The sequence below is a fragment of the Cryobacterium sp. N19 genome, from assembly GCF_002929595.1.
GTDB lineage: Bacteria > Actinomycetota > Actinomycetes > Actinomycetales > Microbacteriaceae > Cryobacterium > Cryobacterium flavum.
Genome location: NZ_PJJR01000047.1, coordinates 22,775 through 42,503, shown reverse-complemented (window position 1 = coordinate 42,503; position 19,729 = coordinate 22,775). Strand labels below are relative to the sequence as shown.

17 protein-coding genes are annotated in these 19,729 nt (G+C 67.4%); 9 read left to right on the top strand and 8 right to left on the bottom strand.

All coding sequences use genetic code 11. The features are described 5' to 3' along the window. The first annotated feature begins 71 nt into the window (after positions 1-71). From gmd to CXY78_RS05620, 3 genes are all read left to right on the top strand, one after another. On the top strand, positions 72-1,103 hold the full coding sequence (gene gmd / locus CXY78_RS05630; protein WP_104088486.1) for a GDP-mannose 4,6-dehydratase: 1,032 nt from the start codon (positions 72-74) through the stop codon (positions 1,101-1,103). 2 nt (positions 1,104-1,105) lie between these two features. Continuing rightward, positions 1,106-2,095, top strand: coding sequence for a GDP-L-fucose synthase (locus CXY78_RS05625; RefSeq protein ID WP_104088485.1), 990 nt, complete (start codon positions 1,106-1,108; stop codon positions 2,093-2,095). A 107-nt stretch (positions 2,096-2,202) separates the two neighbouring features. Next, entirely contained in the window at positions 2,203-2,715 is a 513-nt protein-coding gene (locus CXY78_RS05620; RefSeq protein ID WP_140425663.1) for a hypothetical protein, read from the top strand. A 74-nt stretch (positions 2,716-2,789) separates the two neighbouring features. Here the strand turns inward: CXY78_RS05620 and CXY78_RS05615 are convergent, their stop codons facing one another. The 7 genes from CXY78_RS05615 to CXY78_RS05585 all read right to left on the bottom strand — a co-directional run bounded on the left by CXY78_RS05615 (position 2,790) and on the right by CXY78_RS05585 (position 10,474). After that, on the bottom strand, positions 2,790-3,191 hold the full coding sequence (locus CXY78_RS05615; protein ID WP_104088482.1) for a PIN domain-containing protein: 402 nt from the start codon (positions 3,189-3,191) through the stop codon (positions 2,790-2,792). Then, positions 3,188-3,439 (bottom strand): type II toxin-antitoxin system Phd/YefM family antitoxin, encoded by a 252-nt coding sequence (locus CXY78_RS05610; protein WP_104088480.1) that lies wholly within the window; start codon positions 3,437-3,439, stop codon positions 3,188-3,190. Before CXY78_RS05610 ends, CXY78_RS05615 begins: the two co-directional genes overlap by 4 nt. A 503-nt stretch (positions 3,440-3,942) precedes the next feature. Continuing rightward, complete coding sequence (locus CXY78_RS05605; RefSeq protein ID WP_104088479.1) at positions 3,943-5,226, bottom strand: O-antigen ligase family protein; 1,284 nt, start codon at positions 5,224-5,226, stop codon at positions 3,943-3,945. Between the two features lie 22 nt (positions 5,227-5,248). Beyond that, positions 5,249-6,283 carry an O-antigen ligase gene (locus CXY78_RS05600; RefSeq protein WP_104088477.1) on the bottom strand — a complete coding sequence of 345 codons (1,035 nt, stop codon included), beginning with the start codon at positions 6,281-6,283 and terminating at the stop codon, positions 5,249-5,251. A 561-nt stretch (positions 6,284-6,844) separates the two neighbouring features. Continuing rightward, complete coding sequence (locus CXY78_RS05595) at positions 6,845-7,282, bottom strand: SRPBCC family protein (RefSeq protein ID WP_104088476.1); 438 nt, start codon at positions 7,280-7,282, stop codon at positions 6,845-6,847. A 111-nt stretch (positions 7,283-7,393) separates the two neighbouring features. Beyond that, entirely contained in the window at positions 7,394-8,860 is a 1,467-nt protein-coding gene (locus CXY78_RS05590) for an NAD(P)/FAD-dependent oxidoreductase (RefSeq protein WP_104088475.1), read from the bottom strand. A 435-nt stretch (positions 8,861-9,295) separates the two neighbouring features. Beyond that, positions 9,296-10,474, bottom strand: a complete 1,179-nt coding sequence (locus CXY78_RS05585) for an acyl-CoA dehydrogenase family protein (RefSeq protein WP_104088473.1) — start codon at positions 10,472-10,474, stop codon at positions 9,296-9,298. 125 nt (positions 10,475-10,599) lie between these two features. Between CXY78_RS05585 and manA the strand changes: the two genes are divergently transcribed. Further along, positions 10,600-11,880, top strand: a complete 1,281-nt coding sequence (gene manA, locus CXY78_RS05580) for a mannose-6-phosphate isomerase, class I (protein ID WP_104088472.1) — start codon at positions 10,600-10,602, stop codon at positions 11,878-11,880. Positions 11,881-12,070: 190 nt separating this feature from the next. Here manA and CXY78_RS05575 read toward each other — a convergent pair whose 3' ends face one another. Continuing rightward, positions 12,071-13,027: a GlxA family transcriptional regulator gene (locus CXY78_RS05575; RefSeq protein ID WP_104088471.1), complete on the bottom strand. Its 957-nt coding sequence runs from the start codon at positions 13,025-13,027 to the stop codon at positions 12,071-12,073. Positions 13,028-13,119: 92 nt separating this feature from the next. On the opposite strand from CXY78_RS05575, the gene CXY78_RS20965 reads away from it, so the two are divergent. The 5 genes from CXY78_RS20965 to CXY78_RS05555 all read left to right on the top strand — a co-directional run bounded on the left by CXY78_RS20965 (position 13,120) and on the right by CXY78_RS05555 (position 19,559). Continuing rightward, a complete protein-coding gene (locus CXY78_RS20965) occupies positions 13,120-13,260 on the top strand; it encodes a hypothetical protein (RefSeq protein WP_158252843.1) in 141 nt (46 codons plus the stop codon). Between the two features lie 46 nt (positions 13,261-13,306). After that, the gene (gene galE / locus CXY78_RS05570; RefSeq protein ID WP_104088469.1) at positions 13,307-14,272 is read left to right on the top strand and encodes a UDP-glucose 4-epimerase GalE; all 966 of its coding nucleotides are present in this window, start codon (positions 13,307-13,309) and stop codon (positions 14,270-14,272) included. A 215-nt stretch (positions 14,273-14,487) separates the two neighbouring features. Continuing rightward, complete coding sequence (locus tag CXY78_RS05565; RefSeq protein ID WP_092342011.1) at positions 14,488-14,805, top strand: WhiB family transcriptional regulator; 318 nt, start codon at positions 14,488-14,490, stop codon at positions 14,803-14,805. 172 nt (positions 14,806-14,977) lie between these two features. Next, positions 14,978-18,112, top strand: a complete 3,135-nt coding sequence (locus CXY78_RS05560) for a glycosyltransferase family 2 protein (RefSeq protein WP_104088467.1) — start codon at positions 14,978-14,980, stop codon at positions 18,110-18,112. Beyond that, positions 18,102-19,559, top strand: coding sequence for a DUF5719 family protein (locus CXY78_RS05555; protein ID WP_104088465.1), 1,458 nt, complete (start codon positions 18,102-18,104; stop codon positions 19,557-19,559). Before CXY78_RS05560 ends, CXY78_RS05555 begins: the two co-directional genes overlap by 11 nt. Positions 19,560-19,729 lie beyond the last annotated feature (170 nt).

Sequence of the window (19,729 nt, the reverse complement as noted above, 5' to 3'; positions counted from 1 at the left end):
TAGGGGCTCAGCAGCAACGGATCACCGCGTGCGCTGTTGTGCCCTTCGAGTCAGACAAGTAGGGATCTCTCATGGCCAAGCGTGCCTTCATCACCGGTATCACGGGCCAGGACGGCTCGTATCTTGCTGAGCTGTTGCTCAGCAAGGGGTATGAGGTGCACGGGCTGATTCGGCGGGCATCCACTTTCAACACGTCGCGGATCGACCACTTGTATGTGGACCCGCACGACGAGGGTGCGAAGCTGTTCCTGCACTACGGCGACCTCAGTGACGGCTCCCGCTTGGTGACATTGCTGGCGGAGATCAAGCCGGATGAGGTCTACAACCTGGCCGCGCAGTCGCACGTGCGGGTGTCGTTCGACGAGCCCGAGCACACCGCAGACACCACCGGCATGGGCACCATTCGTCTGCTCGAGGCCGTGCGCATGGCCGGTATTCAGTGCCGGTTCTACCAGGCGTCGTCGTCGGAGATGTTCGGCGCCACCCCGCCGCCGCAGAACGAGAGCACCCCGTTCTACCCGCGCTCGCCCTACGGCGCGGCAAAGGTATACAGCTATTGGATCACTAAGAACTACCGCGAGGCCTACGGCATGTTCGCAGTGAACGGCATTTTGTTCAACCACGAATCGCCCCGCCGTGGTGAGACCTTTGTGACTCGCAAAATCACCCGCGCGGTCGCCGCGATCAAGGCCGGCACGCAGGACCACGTGTACCTGGGCAACCTGGACTCGATTCGGGACTGGGGCTACGCGGCCGAGTATGTGGAGGGTATGTGGCGCATGCTGCAGGCCGATGAGCCCGACGACTTTGTGCTGGCCACGGGCGGCAACTTCTCGGTGCGCGACTTCGTGGCCACCGCCTTCGAGCACGCGGGGCTGGAGTGGGAGAAGTACGTGCGGTTCGACGAACGCTACCTGCGCCCCACCGAGGTGGATGCCCTGGTGGGCGATGCCTCGCACGCTGAAGACAAGCTGGGCTGGAAGGCGACCGTCGACACCGCTGAGCTGGCCCGCATCATGGTCGATGCCGACATCGCCTCTTTGGAGTACGCCGGCGGCAAGTGGATCGACCAGGTCAAACTCGCCAGCTGGGGCACGAAGTAGCAATGAATGACACTTCGGCCCGCGACACGGTCAACTTCACCCCGGGCGCGCTTGAGCGTTCGAGCACGTTCTACGTGGCCGGACACCGCGGGCTCGTGGGGTCGGCTATTTGGCGGCGCCTGCAGGTCGAGGGATTCACCGATCTGGTGGGGCGGGCATCCGCTGAACTGGATCTAAAGGATCGCGACGCTGTGTTCGCATTCTTCGCCGAAACGAAGCCACGCTACGTCGTTCTCGCGGCGGCCAAGGTCGGCGGCATCCTCGCTAACAACACCTACCCGGTGGATTTTTTAAGCGACAACCTGCGCATTCAGGTGAACGTGCTCGATGCGGCTGTCAAGCATGGTGTGGAGCGGTTGCTGTTTCTCGGTTCCAGTTGCATTTACCCGCGACTCGCACCACAGCCGATCAGGGAAGATTCACTTCTGACGGGGCACCTGGAGCCCACCAACGACGCCTATGCAATCGCGAAGATTGCAGGCATTCTGCAGATTCAAGCGGTGCGGCGCCAATACGGTCTGCCCTGGATCTCGGCGATGCCGACCAACTTGTACGGCCGGGGCGACAACTTTTCACTGGTCGGATCGCACGTGCTCCCAGCGCTGATTCGTCGCTACGACGATGCTGCCACGTCGGGAGCGACGTCGGTGACGAACTGGGGCACAGGAACTCCGCGGCGTGAGTTCTTGCACGTGGACGACATGGCCGAAGCCTGCTTACACTTGATGGAACACTACGACGGAGCCGAGCAGGTGAACGTCGGCACGGGCCGCGACGTGACGATTCGCGAGATTGCCGAGACCATCGCCCGCGTCGTCGGGTTTGACGGCGTGACCGAGTGGGACAGGACAAAGCCCGATGGCACACCGCAGAAGCTGCTCGATGTGTCCAAACTCGCCGAAGCCGGCTGGAGAGCGTCGATAGAACTTGAAGCGGGGTTGCGTTCCACAGTGCAGTGGTATCGGGACAACCTGGACACTCTGCGCCAGTAGATCGCACCAGCCGCACCTGCGCTCGAGTCGGCCGTGGCTACCATGGAGGTATGGGGACACCGGGGAAAGCGTCTAAATCAGTTCGAATCGCAACAATTGTGGTGGCAGTGATGTTGCTGACAAGTTGTTCACCGACGGCGGCCGAGGTGGTCGCGAGCAACCCGCCGGTAGCTTCGACAGCGACGTCTTCGACACCCAGTGCCACCGTCGAGCCGACCGAGCCCGTGGCCGAGGCACCGACCTGCGTGACTGCGTTGACGGAAGATGCCTACACGGACTTCGAGACCTCCGGGCTGGCCTTGCGGGATTACCAAGGTTGGCGCACGGATATCCAATTCATGGCCGATGACGGTGGTATCGCCTGCGCATGGCAGGGCCAAGGCGATGTTGTCGTCATCTTTGGGCAGCTCCCACTGACCAGCACCGAGTGGGAGACGAAAAGAACCGAACTGGTCGCTACGGGATATGTCGAGGAGACCGATCCCGTTGCGGGCTACTTCAACGAACCGGACACCGACCCCAACTACATCGATGGCGGTTTTGTCTATCGCGATGGCAATCTGTTCTATGTGAGCTACCCGGCAGTGACACAGTGGATACCAGCGCTCGTCAGCGCATAGAGCGCTAGTCACGCAGTGGTGCAGCCTCTCTGACCTGGCTGTCGTCAGCACGCACCTCGCTCGCTGAGGAGAAGCTACGCCCGTCCGGGGGTGGATACGAGGAGGCCGACGGCTTCGGCTGCAGCCTGCTGGCGAGCATCGTACGTGATGAACTCGTTCGCTCCCGCGTGGAGGGCAGCGGCGATGTGGAGGGCGTCCAGACTTCGCAGGTTGGTGCCGATAAGCAGTCCGGCATCGCGGAAAACGCTCCGGTCCATGTCCAACAGACCCAACCGTGACAGCACGTCAGTGACCGCGGTCTGCGGTATTCCTGTTCGCGTGGCCATGCGTCGCAATTCGGTTTCCAGGAGAAACGCCGACACCAGATCGGCGTTCCCGCTCGCGACCCTGTCGTCGAGGTGCGCCCGGAGCGCGCCGGTCTCGGCTTCGTCGGCGATGAGCTTGGCGACGGCAGAGGTATCCAGGTAGGTGATCAACGTTCGGCGCGCAACTCGTCCAGGGCGGAGTCGGTACTCACGGCGACAGTGAAGAGCGGCATGTTGGAAAAGCCGCCGCGGATCAGGGGCGCCCGGTGTCGTATGCCGCCGAGTGCTGCGACGGGCGGTGGGGACAGCACGGCGACGACCTCGCCGTGATTGGTGATCTGGAGAGTTTCACCATCCCGCACGGCGCGGAGCACCTCGGCACTGTTGTTGCGTAGGTCACGATGAGCGATTGTTCTCATGCCGCGAGTGTAGCAAACGTAGCAGTCCGGAACTAGGGGGCGAGGCTGCCTGCGCTCACGAGGCTTCGGGGTCGGGCGAGTGGGGCAGGCTACTGCGCCCGGTGAGGCCCTGCGCGGCCTTGACCGAGCGGTCGGGAGCTCGTCGCGGGCCGCTTTCGCGAGGCGCGCGAGTTGCGCCAGTGCGCGGGAGGCGGAACTCGGGCGCACTGGCGCAAGTCCAGCGTGGCGGGTTGCGCTGGAGTTGTGGCCAGGCCGGAACTCCCGCGAATTGGCGCAGCCCCCGCGCTGGGCGATTGGCTGGCAGAGCTTTGGGAGCGCAGCTCCCGCGTTCTGGCGCAGTTCCCGCGCAGCGTGGCCCGGCTTCGGGACACCGGGCCACGGCAATCCCCGCGAAGTCGCGCAAGTCCCGCGCAGCGGCGCAGTCCCCGCGTAGGTGGGCCCGATGACAGACGGCCTGCGCGCCACGCGGCCAACCCAGGGTCCGGAAACCGTCAGGTCAACCGCTACGGGGCGTCGGGGTGGGGCTTGTGAGGCAGTGCGCTGCGCCAGCTGAGCCCCTGCGCGGCCTTGACCGCACAGATTACGAGCAGCAGCCAGCCGAACTCGAACAGAATGGTGCTCTCCGCGGCGCTGGTCACGAGCAGGGTCACCAGAATGAGCGGCGCCCAGACGTAGACCAGGGAGCGCTTGTTCGAGGCGAGTAGCCACGAGCGCACGAAGGCCAGCAGCACGAGGGCGAGAAAGGCGAGAAAGCCGATCAGCCCCACCTGAAAATACACGTCGAGGTAGGCGTTGAGGCCGGTCTGGTGCACGCGGCCCGTAGTGAATTCGAGCCAGCCGTAGGGAGTGACCTCTTGCGGCCAGAAGCCCGCCCAGCCCCACCCCTCGAGCGGATGCAGCTCCACCAGTCGCCACATCTCGCTCCAGAGCGAGTAGCGCACTTCGAATTCGCTGCCGGCGTTGAGCGTGCCGATGATGCTCGTGCGGCCGAGCCAGGCCGCGCCGGCGGCCACGAGAGCCGCGCTCAGGAGGCCGAGCTGCAGCATCCGTCTGCTGGTGATGGGGGTGCGGCGCAACCGGTAGAGGGCGAGCGCGGCGACGGTCACGCAGACGGCGACGACCACGATGACGGGAGAACGGGTGAGCACGACGCAGACACCGGCGAGCCACATGGAGCCGATGCCGAGGCCGCGCGGAACGGAGCGGGCGCGCAGTTCCACGTAGAAGGTGACCGCGGCGATGAGGGCGATGAGGCCGAAGACGTTGCGGCTTCCGAAGATGCCCTGGATGGGGCCGAGCCGATCGATGTCGCCGACGACGCCGAGAAAGGCGATCGGCAGGTCGAGCAGCAGTCCCGAGAGCACCTCGAGCACAATGGAGAGCCCGAGCAGCACCCGAAGCACATCGCCGGTGGCGCGCACGACTTGGAAGGTGTCGCGCACGAGGGCCACGTAGATCGCGAGGAACCCCACGGTGACCTGGTAGCTGACGCCGATGATGGTGTCGGAGACGTAGCCGCTCCACAGACCGGAGAGCGCGCACCAAGCCACGAACACGATGATCGAGATGGGGAGCAGGCCGTGCCACTCCACGATGGGGCGGCGGGCAACGAGCGAGAAGATGGCCAGCACGACGAGGCCGCCGAGAATGCCGATGAGGCCGGCCCAGCCCATGACGCTGCGCAGCAGGTGGGTGCTGAAGGCGATGGCCAGAATGATGAGCGTGAGCGAAGCCGCGAATTTCGGCGACGCGAGTACGCGACGCAGGGCTTCGGGCAGGGTGGGCATCCTCTAATTTACCGCGCCGAAGTCAGGGCATTGGTCGTGGCGCGTGCTGCTGTCGTTTGGTGACGACGGCGAGCACGATGAGTATCACCCAGCCGCTCTCGATCAGCATCCGGCTTTCGGCGATGCTCTGCGCGATCAGCGCGGCGAGCAGCAGCAGCGGAAGCAGGGCGCTGGCGGCGAACGGTTCGGTGTCTTTCACGCCGAGCCGCGGCCGGTCGACGGCCAGAAACCAGGCCCGCCACAGGGTGGAGAAGACCAGGGCGGCGAACAGAATCACGCCGATGATGCCGAGCTGCAGCCATACGTCGAGCCAGGCGTTGTGCGCCTGCAGGTAGGTGACGCCCTTGCGCACGGCGAGGTCGTTGAACGGTTCCACCCACGGCACCCAGTAGCTCACCCAGCCCCAGCCGAACACCGGACGTTCCAGGGCGAGGTGAGTGACGCTGGCCCAGATGTCGAAGCGGCCGGTGAGGTCGTCGCTGCGGCCGAGCAGCCCGAACAGCTGCCCGGAGAACAGCGCGAGTGCCGCTGTCACCGCCAGAACGGATGCCGCCGCCACGGCATACAGCGGCCGGCGGTGCTGGTCGTGCACTCTGCGCGCCCAGAGGGCGAAGAGCAGGGCGGCGACGACCGCGACGAGCGACACGGTGACCGTGGCGGAGCGGGTGAGCAGGAGCATCCCGATGGCCAGCGCCAGCCAGACCAGGCCGGCGTTGCGCTTGACGGTGTGGGCTCGTAGCTGAACAGCGAAGACGATGATGGCGGTGAGTGCGATGAATCCGAGCAGGTTGCGGTTGGCGACGATGCCCTCGATGGGGCCGCCGGCTAGCAGCAGGCCCCGGCTCCAGTAGAAGGCGTTCGGTACGTCATTCGTGCCGTAGTCGACGAAGAACGGCAGCACTCCATGTTGTACGACGACGGCCACGAACAGCTCGAACACGAGGCTGAGTGCGAGCACCCAGCGCAGGGCGCTCCCCAGGGTGCGCAGCAGCTCCGGCCAGGTGAGGGTGACGGCCAGGAACAGCGCGGCGAGGGTGGTGATGAGCTGCAGGGCCACACCCAGAGCGGATGCCCCCGGGTAATACGACCACGCGATGGACAGGGTCGCCAGTAGCAGGAACGCGGTGATGGTCTTGGGAAANGTAGCAGGAACGCGGTGATGGTCTTGGGAAACTTGCGCCAGTTCAGGGCGGGGGCGAGGGCGGCCGAGTAGGTGTTTCCGCGGGCGATGTCGCGGTCGGTGGGGGTGTCGTTTGCGGCGTTGCCTGCGTTGACGAGTTTTCGGGCGGCGGCGCGGTTGCGGGCGTTGGTGCGCTGGGTGCTGATGCCGATCACGCTGCCGACCACCACGATGAGGGCGATGGCGCCGAAGCCCCACCAGCCGCCGAGGTTGCGCCAGAACTGGCCGGCCAGAACGGTGAACCAGACGAAGGTCGCGAAGAGTCGAATGACGAGGCGACTCTGCACGGCGGACATGGCTTCAGATTACCGGTGTTGTTGTATCGGCAGGCGCGACACCGATGCGCCAGGTCACGCGAGAGCGCAAAAAGTGCCCGATTGGAGGGGTCAATCGGGCACTTTTTGCGCTCTCGTGGAACGGAGTTGCGGGGTTTTGCGGCTACTCGGCGTGGCCCTCGGACAGGTAAGCGAGGCGGCGCAGGGTCTCGGTGTTGCGGTAAGCGATGGCCAGATCGCTCAGCGGGGTGGGAACCAGGCGGGCCGGGCCAGCGACGACGTCTTTGGTGATGCGCACGCGGCATCCGCTGTCGTGATTTTGGATGTCGATCGACACGTGCGCCTCACCCATCGGCCAGCCGCGGGCCTTGAGCATGACATGGCGGGGCGCGTTCCACTCGAGCACGGAGGTGGTGTCGTCGATGAGGGCGGGCCAGACTCCGACCGAGTGGTGGATGCGGCTGCCGACCGCGGGCCAGCTGGCGTCGACGTCGCGCATGCGGCTCGCGCCGACGACCCAGGTGGGGTAGAGCCATCCGTTTTCGAGCACCGCGAAGACCTGCTCGGGGGTGCAGCTGAATTTTCGGTAGTTCACGGACATCGGGGCTCCTTCGGGTGGTTGCGGCGAGCGGATGCTGCCAAGCGATTCGCGAGAGCGGGTGAAGTGTTGCTTCGGAGCGGCCGAAACAACACTTCACCCGCTCTCGCGGACCTATTGGGCGGTGGGAGAGAGGTCGGGCGGTTTCACGATGTTGTATTCGTGGGCCAGGGCGCTCAGAGCAGCTCGGTAGCCGCACATTCCGTGCACGCCGGGGCCGGGCGCGGTCGACGATGAGCACAGGTAGACGCCGTCGAGCGGGGTGCGCCACGGGTCGGGCGAGAGCACGGGACGGCGCACGAGTTGGGCCAGGCTGATGGCTCCGGCCGCGATGTCGCCGCCGATGTGATTGGGATTGTGGTTCTGCATCTGCGCGGCGGTTTGGCTGGCCGTCGCGAGAATGGTGTCGCGAAAGCCCGGGGCGAAGCGTTCGATCTGGCGGGTGATCTGCTTGGTCTGGTCGCGGGTGGAGCCCGCCGGCACGTGCGTGTAGGCCCAGAGCACGTGCTTGCCCTCCGGGGCGCGGCTGGGGTCGATGATGCTCGGCTGGCTCGCGAGCACGTAGGGGGAGTCGGAGTGCTGCCCGCGGGCGACCAAGTTCTCGGCGCGGGCCTGGTCGGCGCGGGTTCCGCCCACATGCAGTGTCGGCGCTCGCCGCAGGTCGTCGGCGCTCCACGGCACCGGTTCATTCAGGGCGAAATCCACCTTGGCAACGGCGTTGCCATAACGAAACCGGCTGAGGGTCGTGGTGTACCGGTCGGGCAGGGCCCCGGCGGCGAGCTCGACGAGCGCCCGAGGCGTCACGTCGAGCAGCACGATTCGGGCCGGTGGCAGGTCTGTGAGCTTGTCGATGTCAGCATCCGTTATTATTTCGCCGCCGTGCGCGAGCAGGTCGTCGGCCAGGGCCGCCGCGATGGCGCCGCTTCCGCCGCTGGGGATGGGCCAGCCCCCGGCGTGCGCGTGTGCGGCGAGAACGAGGCCGGCGCCGGCGGTTGACGGGCTCGGCAGCCGCCCGATCGAGTGGGCGAACGTTCCGGTGAGCAGCGCCGGGGCGGTGTCGCCGGTGAAGCGCCAGTTCCAGGCAGGGCCGCCCTGCTCAAGGGTGCGCAGCCCGAACCGGGCCAGCGTGAGCGGATGCCGCGGCACCCGCAGCAGCGAGTCCCCGGTGAGTTCGGCGACTTCTGAGATGTTGTCGACGAGGGGATTCAGCAGCTGAAGCCAGGCCGGGCCGTCGCGGCCGAGGCCGGCCGCGGTGCGCTCGATGTCATGCCAGGCCACGCCGGCGCGGCCGCCGGGCAGCGGATGCCCGTAGGAGATCTCGGGCACAGTGAGTTCGATGCGGTCTTTGAGACCGAACTTCTGAAAGAACTCGGAGGCCAGCGCGAGTGGGTGCACGGCGCTGCCCACGTCGTGGTGGAACCCGGGCAGGGTGAGCTCGGCGGTTGCCGCCCCGCCGCCGATCTGCGCGTTGCGCTCGTAGACGCGCACCCTGAGGCCGGCGCGGGCGAGGGTGACGGCGGCGGCGAGTCCGTTCGGGCCGGATCCGACGACTATCGCGTCAAGCCCCTGGTCGGTCGTCACGCGCGGCCGTGCTCGTCAAGTCTCATTCCGACACCGTAGCCCGGGGGTGTGGTTGTCGCACAGTACACGGCCGGTTTTGGGGGCGGGTGCCTAAGAATCTGCAGCCCTACTCGAGGCGGTGTTCACAACTGCGGAGATGTTCCCGCGAATGCGTGAAATCCGGCTATGACGACCCGGTTCGTGCGAAATCTCCGCAGTTATGAACGGCACTCCGGGTAGAGATCGCGGGAGCGGGGTCGCAGGCCATCCGTTTGGGTACGTAACGCCGGGAATCTGCGACACGCCGCGCCAAACGGATCGCGGCAGAGCGTGCGGCCGGGGTCGTTCTTTCTGGGGGCACCCCGTCTGGGGCTGCCATTACAGCACATGCCGCCGGTACGTTTACACATCGACGTGTGGCCCGCCCCCGGGCCACACGTCACCCGCGCCGAAAGCTCAGACGAAGGCGCCCTGGCCGGTGATGGTGCGGCCCACGATGAGGGTGTTCATCTCTTGGGTGCCCTCGTAGGAGTAGATGGCCTCGGCGTCGGCGAAGTGCCGGGCCACGTTGTACTCGAGGGTGACGCCGTTGCCGCCGAACAGCTCGCGGCACCAGGCCACACTTTCGCGCATGCGGCTGGTCGTGTAGGCCTTGGTGAGTGCGGAGTGCTCGTCGCGCTGCACGCCCTCGTCTTGCAGCTGCGACACCCGCACGACCATGCCGAGGCTCGCGGTGATGTTGCCGAGGCTTTTGACCAGCAGGTCCTGCACGAGCTGGTGCCCGCCGATCGGCTTGCCGAACTGTTCGCGCTCGTGCGCGTAGGCGACGGCGGCGTCGTAAGCCCCGATGGCGTTGCCGACGGCCGCCCAGGAGACCTCGGCGCGCGTGGCCCGCAACACCTTGGCGGTGTCCTTGAACGAGTTGGCATTCTGCAGGCGCAGGCGCTCGGGAACCACCACGTCGGTCAGGGTGATGTCCGCGTTCTGCACCGCGCGCAGGCTGATCTTGCCCTCGATCTTGGTGGCCGCATAGCCGGCGGTATCGGTGGGAACGATGAACCCCAACACCTGGTTGTCGGCGGTGTTCTTGGCCCAGATGATTGTTATGTCGCTGAACGTGGCGTTGCCGATCCAGCGCTTGGCGCCGTTCAGGGTCCAGTTGTCGCCGCTGCGAGTGGCCGTGGTGCGCAGGCCCCGTGCGCTGTCCGAACCGCTGAGCGGCTCGGTCAGCCCGAACGCTCCAATGATGTCGCCCGAGGCCAGCTGCGGAATCCACTCGGCCCGCTGCTCGTCCGACCCGCAGGCTTCGAGCGACCCGGCCGCCAGGCCGTTCTGCACGCCGACAAAGGTGGCAACGGATGCATCCACTCGCGCCAGTTCCAGCGCCACGAAGCCCCGAAACACCGCCGAATTCGCAAACGGCTTCGTTGACTCCCAGCCGAAGGAGTACATGCCGAGCTCAGCGAGCGGCTTGATGATCTGGGTGGGGAATTCGGCGCGGTCCCAGCATCCGTTTGCGATCGGCCGTACCTCTTTTTCGAGGTAGGCGCGCAGTTTGACGATGGCCGTCTGTTCGGGCTCGGTGAGAAGGTTTTCGTAGCCGAAGAAGTCGCTGCCGAGTAGCTCAAAGGTCATGGATGCTCCGTTGCAAGATGGGCGGTCGACGCGCGACCGGTGCGGTTTGGTCAGCCTAGGGTCGTTGGCTGAATGCTCGAAGTCGGTTGGTAGTTTGGTCTAAACACTTTGAGAAGGAGCCGAACATGTTTGTGGGCATCACCAACGCGCCGCGCAATTACGCCTGGGGGTCCACGCACGCGATCGCCGACCTGCTGGGTCGCACGCCGTCGGGGGGTCCGGAGGCGGAGTTGTGGCTGGGGGCCCATGCCGGTTCGCCGTCGGTAATCGAGGATCCGTCGCAAATCGGTGGGTCTTCGAACCTCGCCGAATGGATCGCTGCGGCGCCCGAGGTGGCGCTCGGCGCTGGCTGGGCGACGCGGCAAGCGGATGCCCCGCGCCTCCCCTTTCTGCTGAAAATTCTGGCCGCCGGACGCCCTCTATCGCTGCAGGCGCACCCCACGACAGAGCAGGCCCGCGCCGGATTCGAGCTCGAAAACGAGGCCGGAATCGCCGTCGACGCCGGCAACCGCAACTACCGTGACCCGTTCCACAAGCCCGAACTCATTTTTGCCCTGAGCGACACGTTCGAAGCGCTCTGCGGATTCCGCCCGCTGCCCGAGGTGCGCGGCATCATCGCCGAGCTGCGCCTGCTCGACCTCGCGACCGAGAACCCGCAAGCCGCGGCCATCGACTCGCTCGAGAATCACCTGGCCGGGGGGCTGCGCGACACCGTCGACTGGCTGCTGCGCGACGGTCGCGGCGGCGACTCCGGCGAGGTGGAATGGCTGGTCGAGCGGGTGGTCGCGCTCGCCGCGCACGCCGAGTTCCTGGCCGCGGGCGGAGCGGCCATCGGCTATGCCCGCGAGCTCGCGACGGTGCGCGCGCTCGCCGCCGAGTACCCGGGCGACCCCGGAATCGTGCTGGCCCTGCTCCTCAACCGGGTGTCTTTGAAACGCGGCGAGGTGTTGTATCTGCCGGCCGGCAACATCCACGCGTATCTGTCGGGACTCGGAGTGGAGCTGATGGCCGCCTCCGACAACGTGCTGCGCGGCGGGCTCACCCCGAAGCACATCGATATCGAGGAGCTGCTCGCGGTGCTCGACTTCGAGGCGGTGACGGCGCCGTACCTCGCGCCGGTCGCGCTCGCGGAGGGCGTCTCGGTGTATCGCCCCGGGGTGCCTGATTTTGAGCTCGTGCACATTGAAGCGGATGCTGCCGCCGCATCGGCGACACCCGTCACCATGCGACAGATCACCCTCACCGGCCCGGCCATTGCGATCTGCACGGCCGGCGGGTTTCTGGTCGCGGGTTCCGGGTCGTCGCGGGCTCTGAAGCGCGGCCAGGCCGTGTACGTCACACCCGACGAGGGCACGCTGACCTTCGCGGGCACCGGCGAGGTCTTTCTGGCGATGTCCGGCGCCTAGCCCGGGGACTGCCGCCCCCCGCAGTTCGCCGCCGCGGCCGCAGGTTTTCGCCGCGCTCGAGTTGCGCCACTGCGTGGGAGGCACAACGCGAGCGCACTGGCGCAAGTCCCACGCGGCGCGTTGCGCTGGAGTTCTGGCCAGACTGGCACTCCCGCGCACTGGCGCAAGTCCCACGCAGGGCGCAGCGCGGCTAGCCGACCTTGCGGGGGCCGAAGGCCCGGCGGTAGGCGGTCGGGGTGGTCTGCAGAACCTGCAAAAAATGGTGGCGCATCACGGCGGCCGCGCCGAAGCCGGTGTCGGCGGCGATCTCTTCGAGGCTGCGGGAGCTGTCTTCGAGCAGTTCCTGTGCGCGCAACAGTCGCTGCCGGTTGAGCCAGCGAGTCGGCGTGGTGCCGAGCTCAGCGCGAAACCGGCGGGCGAAGGTGCGCGGTGACATGAGCGACTTGCGGGCGAGCAGGTCGACCGGTAGTTCCTGGTCGAGGTGGCGCAGCATCCACTCGGTGACGGCGGCGAAGGATTCGTCCTGGCAGTCCACGACCGGGGCTTCGATGTACTGCGACTGGCCGCCGTCGCGTTGCGGCGGCACGACCATGCGGCGGGCGATGATATTGGCGGCCGTGGCGCCGAGCTCGGTGCGCACGATGTGCAGTGCGGCGTCGATGCCGGCGGCGGTGCCGGCGCCGGTGACGACGTGGTTGTCGTCAACGAAGAGCACGTCGGGGTCGACGGTGGTCTGGGGGAACGATCGGGCGAGGGCGTCGGTGTACATCCAGTGGGTGGTGCTGCGGCGTCCGTCGAGGATGCCGGCGTGGGCGAGCACGAAGGCGCCGCTGCAGACGCTGAGTACCCAGGCGCCGCGGGCTTCGGCGTCGCGCACGACCTGGAGCACGCGGGGGTCGATGGGTGCGCCGGACTCGTAGCCGGGAATGGCGATCAGGTCGGCATCGGCGGCGGCTGACAGGTCGTCATGCACGACGATGTCGAAGCCGATCTTGGTGCGGATCGGCCCGGGTTCGGCGGCCACAACGTGGAAGTCGAAGGCTGGCCCGCCCTGGGCGCTGCGGTCGATGCCGAACACCTCGCAGATCACGCCGAATTCGAACGGCGCCAGACCCGGGAGGGTGACGCAGACGATTTTCTGGAGCATGGGCATCCTCTCGTCAAGGTTGGCAGAAATGTGTCGAACGGTGTCAATGCTGCCACTCGCGGCAGAAAAGCACAATACATAGAGTTTCTGCCATGTTCATCTTTATGCTCCTCCTCATCGTCCTTGCGGTCGCGGGTATTGCTGCCACGATCCGCTCCCTGTACCTCGACGGCTACGGCCAGAAAACTCCCCACGTGACCGACGAATATGACGCTCTGATTCGCTGGCGCTAGCCTGTAGCGGTGGCGCATCGAGTGCCACGCGAACGAGCGGAGCCTCATGGCGTGGTTGGTAACCGGCGGGGCGGGCTATATCGGCTCGCATGTGGTGCGTGCTTTCCAGGCTGAAGGCCTTGACGTGGTCGTGCTCGATGATCTCTCGAGTGGACACGAGTCGTTCGTGCCGGCCGACGTGCCGTTCATTCGGGCCAACGTGCTCGATGGCGAAACCGTGTTGCATGCCTTCCACGAGCATCACGTGCACGGAGTCGTTCATGTGGCCGGCTTCAAGTACGCCGGTGTCTCGGTGCAGCGCCCGTTGCACACCTACGAGCAGAACGTGACGGCAACCGCCACGCTGCTCGCCGCCATGAGCTCGGCCGAGATCGATCGCATTGTGTTCTCCTCGAGCGCCGCTGTCTATGGCACGCCGCACACCGACCTGGTCACCGAGGAGACGCCGAACAGCCCGGAGTCGCCGTACGGCGAATCCAAGCTGATCGGCGAGTGGCTGCTGCGCGACCAGGCCGTGGCGACCGGTCTGCGCCACACCTCGCTGCGTTATTTCAACGTGGTCGGCTCCGGTGACGTGTCACTGCGTGACACCAGTCCGCACAACCTCTTTCCCCTGGTCTTTGCGGCCCTGCTCGACGGCCGCACGCCGCGCATCAACGGCGATGACTATGCCACGCCCGACGGCACCTGCGTGCGCGACTACATTCACGTGGCCGACCTCGCGCTCTCCCATGTGGCTGCGGCTCGCCGCCTCGATGCCGGCGACGCAATCGAACCTGTCTACAACCTGGGCAGCGGCGATGGCGTCTCCGTCGGCGAGATCATGGCGACGGTGCGCCGGGTCACCGGCATCGACTTCGAGCCCGAGATCGGTCCGCGCCGCGCCGGCGACCCGGATCGCATCGTGGCCTCCGGCGCGCTCGCCGCCCGCGACCTGCGCTGGAGCATGCGTCACACCCTGGAGCAGATGGTGCAGAGCGCCTGGGATTCCTCGCGCGCCGCCGCGCACTGAGCTCAGCGACACGCCGGTCGGGCCAACGATCGTGCTACGTTCGCGACGTTGTTTTGAGCCCGCGTACCCCCCGAATGCCGATTTTGCCGTCATCGGCGCGTCGCAACCCTCCAGCCCGTATTGAGGGTTTACGATCTGCGACTTGACGTTAGCGAATTACACCGGTGTAATTAGGTGCAGCACCAAACGGTGCGTAGCGAGCGCTGGGAGACGATATGGCTATACCTGACTATCGTTCCGGAGTACCAGAGGACTGGTTCGTTGACCCCGTCACCCTCGGTGTCCCGGGCGTACGACAAGATCTCGGCGACGAGAACCTTCTGGCCTGGCAGGCCGACTCGCTCTGCGCCCAGACCGACCCCGAGGCGTTCTTCCCCGAAAAAGGCGGCTCCACCCGCGACGCCAAGAAGATCTGCTCCGGCTGCGAGGTGCGCAACCAGTGCCTCGAATACGCGCTCAGCAACGACGAGCGGTTCGGCATCTGGGGCGGACTTTCCGAGCGCGAACGCCGCAAACTGCGAAAGCGCGCTTAACTCCTTCGGCGCTCGCAAGCAAATGCCGGCAGGCGAGCCGCTCCACGGACCGACGAGACCCGGTCTCTGAGCGGATGGCGCCGCATCCGCTTCGCTATTGCGTCGTCAATATTTGAGGCGCGCCCTCTCGGTTCAGGGCCGCGGGCCGATCCCGACCTAGGCTGGTTCTGTTATGCAACCCAGAGTCACCGCCATCCTTGTCGCCCGAAACGGCGCGAAACACCTTGAGCGAACTCTCAAGGCGCTGTCGCTGCAGACCCGTAAACCCGACATTGTCATCACCGTGGACTGCGGTTCGAGCGATGCGACCGCAAAGATGCTCGCCGAATTCGGGCCGACGCAGTTCATTGCCGCCGACACCGATCTGAACTTTGGTCAGGCGATCGCCGCCGCAGTGCGCGTGAGCGCGCCGCCCACGCACGACCGCGAGCTGCTCTGGCTGCTCGCCCAGGACAGCGCGCCCGACCCGACCGCCCTCGAGGTGCTCGTCGACGCGCTCGAGATCGCCCCTTCGGTAGCAGTCGCCGGGCCGAAGGTCATGGAATGGATCGCCGGCGAATATATCCACAATTTCGGCGAGTCGATGACGCCGACCGGCGCCACCGTCACCCTGGTCGAGAGTGAACTCGACCAGGGCCAGCACGACGGCCTGAGCGACGTGCTCGCCGTCAGCGCTGGCGGCCTGCTCGTGCGCCACACGGTGTGGGAGCAGCTCGGCGGGTTCGACCCGGCCCTGCCGACAGTGGATGATTCCCTCGACTTCTGCGTGCGGGTGCGGCTCGCCGGGTACCGCGTGTCGGTCGTTCCGGCGGCCCGCGTCGCCTCGGCCGGTGACGGCGTCGCCGGGCCCAACCAGTCCTCGCGGGGGCGCCTCCGCCGTCGCCGCGTGCGCGCGGAACGTTCAGCGCAGCTGCACCGCCGGCTGGTCTACGCGCCCGCCGGAGCCCTGGTTTTTCACTGGCTGTCGCTGCTGCCGCTGGCTTTTGTGCGCTCGCTCGGGCAACTGCTGCGCAAGGAACCCGGCGCGATCGTGGGCGAATTCGCGGCCGCGTTCGGCGCCGCGTTCAATGGAATGCGCGTCGGCAACGCCCGCCGCTCCTTTGCGAAAACGCGCACGCTCGGTTGGGATGCCATCTCCACGCTGCGGGTTCCCTCGAATGAGGTGCGCCGGCGACACTCGCTCAAGCGCGAGGCGAGCCTGTTCGGCCTGCACGGCGAACGCCCCGAGATTCGATTCTTCTCCGGCGGCGGCGCCTGGACCATGCTCGCCGCTGCGGTCGTGGGCATCATCATGATGGTGCCGCTGCTCGGCGCCGACACCCTCACCGGCGGCGGGCTGCTGCCGCTGTCTCCGACCCTGCCCGAACTGTGGGCGAGTGTCGGCTTCGGCTGGCGCGACCTGGGGCTCGGCTTCGTCGGCGCCGCCGATCCGTTCGCCGCGGTTGTGGCCGTGCTCGGCTCGATTGCGTTCTGGTCGCCGTCGTTTGCTTTCGTATTGGTCTACGCGCTCGCCTTTCCCCTCGCCGCCGTTGGCGCCTGGATGGCCGCGACCCGGCTGACCGACCGCGGCAGCCTGCGCGCCCTGGCCGCCGCGCTCTGGGTGCTGGCCCCGACCTTTCTGATCGCCCTCGCCGACGCACGTCCGGCCGCGATTCTGGTGCACCTGCTGCTGCCGTGGCTGTTCTTCGCCTGGTTCGCCGCCGCGCGCACCTGGTCGGCATCGGCATCCGCTGCCCTGCTGTTCGCGGCCGTCGTCGCCTGCGCGCCCTCGCTCGCCCCGGCCCTGCTCGTGGTTTGGGCGCTCAGCGTGGCCCTGGCCGGCCGCCGAGTGATGCGCTTCATCGGTATTCCGCTGCCAGCGCTCGCGCTGGCCCTGCCCCTGCTGGTCAACCAGGGACTGCGCGGTGACTGGCTGAACCTCGTCGCCGACCCGGGCCTGCCCGTGCCGAGCGGCCAGGCTCCTACCCTGCAACTTCTGCTCGGACTGCCCGGAACCGACGGCTGGGCCGGCGTGCTCGACCGCTTCGGCGTCGAGGGCCTGGACCCGCAGCTGTTCGTACCGATTCTGCTCGCGCCCCTCGCCGTGCTCGCCCTCCTCGCGCTGCTGCTGCCCGGCGCGCGCCTCGCCGGCGGCGCCTGGCTCGTTGCGCTGCTCGGCTTCGGCACCGCCCTCGCCGTCAACCAGCTCGTTCTCGCCGCGATCGGCGCCGAACCGGTGCGCGTCTGGACCGGCAGCGGCCTCAGTCTGTACTGGCTCGGACTAGTCGGCGCCCTGGTGATCGGCCTGCGCTCCCTGCACCGCTTCGCATCGACGCCCGGTGTGGTCGCCGCGCTCGCCCTGGCCGTGGTCGTGCTGCCGCTGGTCGCCTCGCTGCACCTCGGCACCGCCGCCGTGCGCGAGGGAACCGGGCAGACCCAGCCGGCCTTCGTCGCCGCCGAGGCGCAGATCGACAACCGGGTCGGCACGCTCAAGCTCACCCCGCAGGCTGACGGCGGGCTGCTCGCCACGATCGAGCGCGGTATCGGCGCCACACTGAACCAGCAATCCACCCTGGACAGCACCGATGCGACTCTCAATACCCGCGAGAAAGCGCTCGCGGAGCTCGCCGGCAACCTGGCCTCGCACAGCGGACTCGACACCAACGCTGACCTGGCCGAGTTCGGCATCCGCTTTATTGTGCTGCAGCCCGGCGATACCGGCGTCGACGCGGCCGACACCGCGCTGCGCACCGAAACCGCCCTCGACGGCAACTCGAGCCTGGCCCCGGTCGGCGATACCGAGTTCGGCCGCCTTTGGCAGTTCGGCGAAACGGATGCTGCCGCCTCGACCCCGATACCGGCTCGCGCCGGCGGCGTTTTCGGCCTGGTGACCCTGCTCATTGCCTTCGCCGTGGTGGGCAGCGCCGTTCTGCTGTCGCTGCCGATCGGCGCCGGGCGCGAAGCCGTGCGCCAGGCCAACCGCGACGCGATTCGTCGGGCCGCCCGTGCCGACGCCAAACAGAAGCCCAAGCGCGTGCGGCGGTCGAAGGGTGCTGTGTCATCCGATCGTGACGAGGAGTTGGAGGTGCCGCTCGGCACCGATCTCGAAGCCGACCTCGCGATCGACCGGGAGACCGGCGTCGGAACCGGGTTGGAATCGGACGACGGGTTCGCCGACGACGATGCTGCGGCCGAACCAGCTGTTGCCGACCCGGCCGTTGCCTCAGGGGCTGGCACGCCTGGCGTCTCTGGCGCCTCTGCCGCCTCTGGTGCCTCTGGCGTCGGCCCGGCTGCCAACGACCGACCGAAGGACGACAATGCCAGATAAAAGCCAACTCGCCCGCATCGGCGGCCGGGCCGGACGCGGTGTGCTCGGCCTCGTCGGCATCGCTGTCGTCGTCGCGACGCTCGGCGCGGCCACCCTCGTGACGCTGCCGACCGTTGAACGCAACCCGCAGTCCAGCGAGATCGCGCCGCTGCCCAGTGAGCAGCAGCGGGTCTGCCCCGGACCACTGCTGACCCTGGCCGAGGACTCGACGAAGGCGCAGTCCGCGTCGAGTGTGGGAGCGGCATCCGCTGTGTATGGAGCGGTTGAGGCTTCATCGCAGGAACAGATTCGGCCGCAGGTGACCGAGATAAGCGCGGTCGATGATTCGAACAGCCGGCAGCCGCCGTTGCTGCTGACCGTTCCCGTGCAGGATGGCGCGACCGTTCCGCCTCTCGTGGCCGGAAGTCAGTCGCAGGTCGCCGCCACCGACACCATTGGCGGGCTCGCCGTCGCCGCCTGCGCCGAAGCGGTCAGCGACAGCTGGATCGTGGGCGGCTCGACCGATATCGGGCGTACCAGCCTGCTGCTGCTCGGCAACCCGACCTCCGTACTTGCGACCGTCAACGTGACGGTCTACGGCGAGACCGGACTCGTGGACGCACCCGGCGCGAGCGGCATCCTGGTGCAGCCGGGCGAGCAGCGGGTCATCTCGCTAGCCGGACTCGCGCCGAACGTGAAATCGCCGGTTCTGCACGTCTCCTCGCGCGGCGGGCAGGTTGCCGCGTCGCTGGAGCAGAGCAGTATTCGCGGCATCGAACCGGGCGGAGTCGAGATCATCGGCACCACCGCGACCCCCGCCACCAACCAGATCATTGCCGGCGTACGCGTCATGGCGGCCGTCAGCGGGGAGACGGTGACGACGGGCGAGGGATTCAACGCCGACACCGCGTCGATTCGGGTGTTCGTGCCGGGTGATGCGGCGGCGACCGTGCAGATCGGCGTGACGAGCGCCGACGGGTCAGGTTCCGGCACGTCGACCCAGGTGGATGTCGAGCCCGGCATCGCCACCGAAATTCCGCTCGCGCCGCTGGCCGTTGGCAGCTTCTCGGTGCAGTTGCGCTCCGACGAGCCGATCGTCGCGGCCGCCCGCACCGCCACTGACAGCACCGGCGGTAAGGACTTCGGCTGGTTCTCGGCGTCGGCGCCGCTCAAGGGCCCCTTCGTGGTGGCCGTGGCCGACGGCCCGTCGCCGACGCTGCACCTCGTCAACAGTGGGGCAGCGGATGCCTCGCTCACCCTCACCCCCGCCGCTGGCACCCCGGTAGACCTCACGGTGGGCGCCGGGGCCAGCGCCACGGTGCCGCTTCAAAGCGGAGAGCGCTACGTGGTGAGTGGCGGGTCTGAACTCTGGGCGCTCGTGGATTACTCCGGCGACGGGGTGCTGTCGTCGTTCGCGCTGAACCCGCCCGGGCCGCTCGCGTCGTCGATTCGCGTCTACACGCACTAGCTGTCTGTGCAACCGGGACCGGTCCCGGAAACCGGGCCCATGTTCTAGCGTGGTCCCAGCGACCGGTCCCGGTCCCGGAAACAGGCTCGGACCTTGGGCCGAGTTCGAAGTCCGTGTCGGGCGCCCATTTTCTGGTCGGGGCCCGGGCCCCGTCCCTGGGCCCAGCTTAT

Coding starts and splice junctions, on each gene's coding strand:
- gmd (WP_104088486.1), top strand. CDS start 72: ATGGCCAAGCGTGCCTTCATCACCGGTATCACGGGCCAGGACGGCTCG.
- CXY78_RS05625 (WP_104088485.1), top strand. CDS start 1,106: ATGAATGACACTTCGGCCCGCGACACGGTCAACTTCACCCCGGGCGCG.
- CXY78_RS05610 (WP_104088480.1), bottom strand. CDS start 3,439: ATGAGAACAATCGCTCATCGTGACCTACGCAACAACAGTGCCGAGGTG.
- CXY78_RS05605 (WP_104088479.1), bottom strand. CDS start 5,226: ATGCCCACCCTGCCCGAAGCCCTGCGTCGCGTACTCGCGTCGCCGAAA.
- CXY78_RS05595 (WP_104088476.1), bottom strand. CDS start 7,282: ATGTCCGTGAACTACCGAAAATTCAGCTGCACCCCCGAGCAGGTCTTC.
- CXY78_RS05585 (WP_104088473.1), bottom strand. CDS start 10,474: ATGACCTTTGAGCTACTCGGCAGCGACTTCTTCGGCTACGAAAACCTT.
- manA (WP_104088472.1), top strand. CDS start 10,600: ATGTTTGTGGGCATCACCAACGCGCCGCGCAATTACGCCTGGGGGTCC.
- CXY78_RS05575 (WP_104088471.1), bottom strand. CDS start 13,027: ATGCTCCAGAAAATCGTCTGCGTCACCCTCCCGGGTCTGGCGCCGTTC.
- CXY78_RS20965 (WP_158252843.1), top strand. CDS start 13,120: ATGTTCATCTTTATGCTCCTCCTCATCGTCCTTGCGGTCGCGGGTATT.
- galE (WP_104088469.1), top strand. CDS start 13,307: ATGGCGTGGTTGGTAACCGGCGGGGCGGGCTATATCGGCTCGCATGTG.
- CXY78_RS05565 (WP_092342011.1), top strand. CDS start 14,488: ATGGCTATACCTGACTATCGTTCCGGAGTACCAGAGGACTGGTTCGTT.
- CXY78_RS05560 (WP_104088467.1), top strand. CDS start 14,978: ATGCAACCCAGAGTCACCGCCATCCTTGTCGCCCGAAACGGCGCGAAA.
- CXY78_RS05555 (WP_104088465.1), top strand. CDS start 18,102: ATGCCAGATAAAAGCCAACTCGCCCGCATCGGCGGCCGGGCCGGACGC.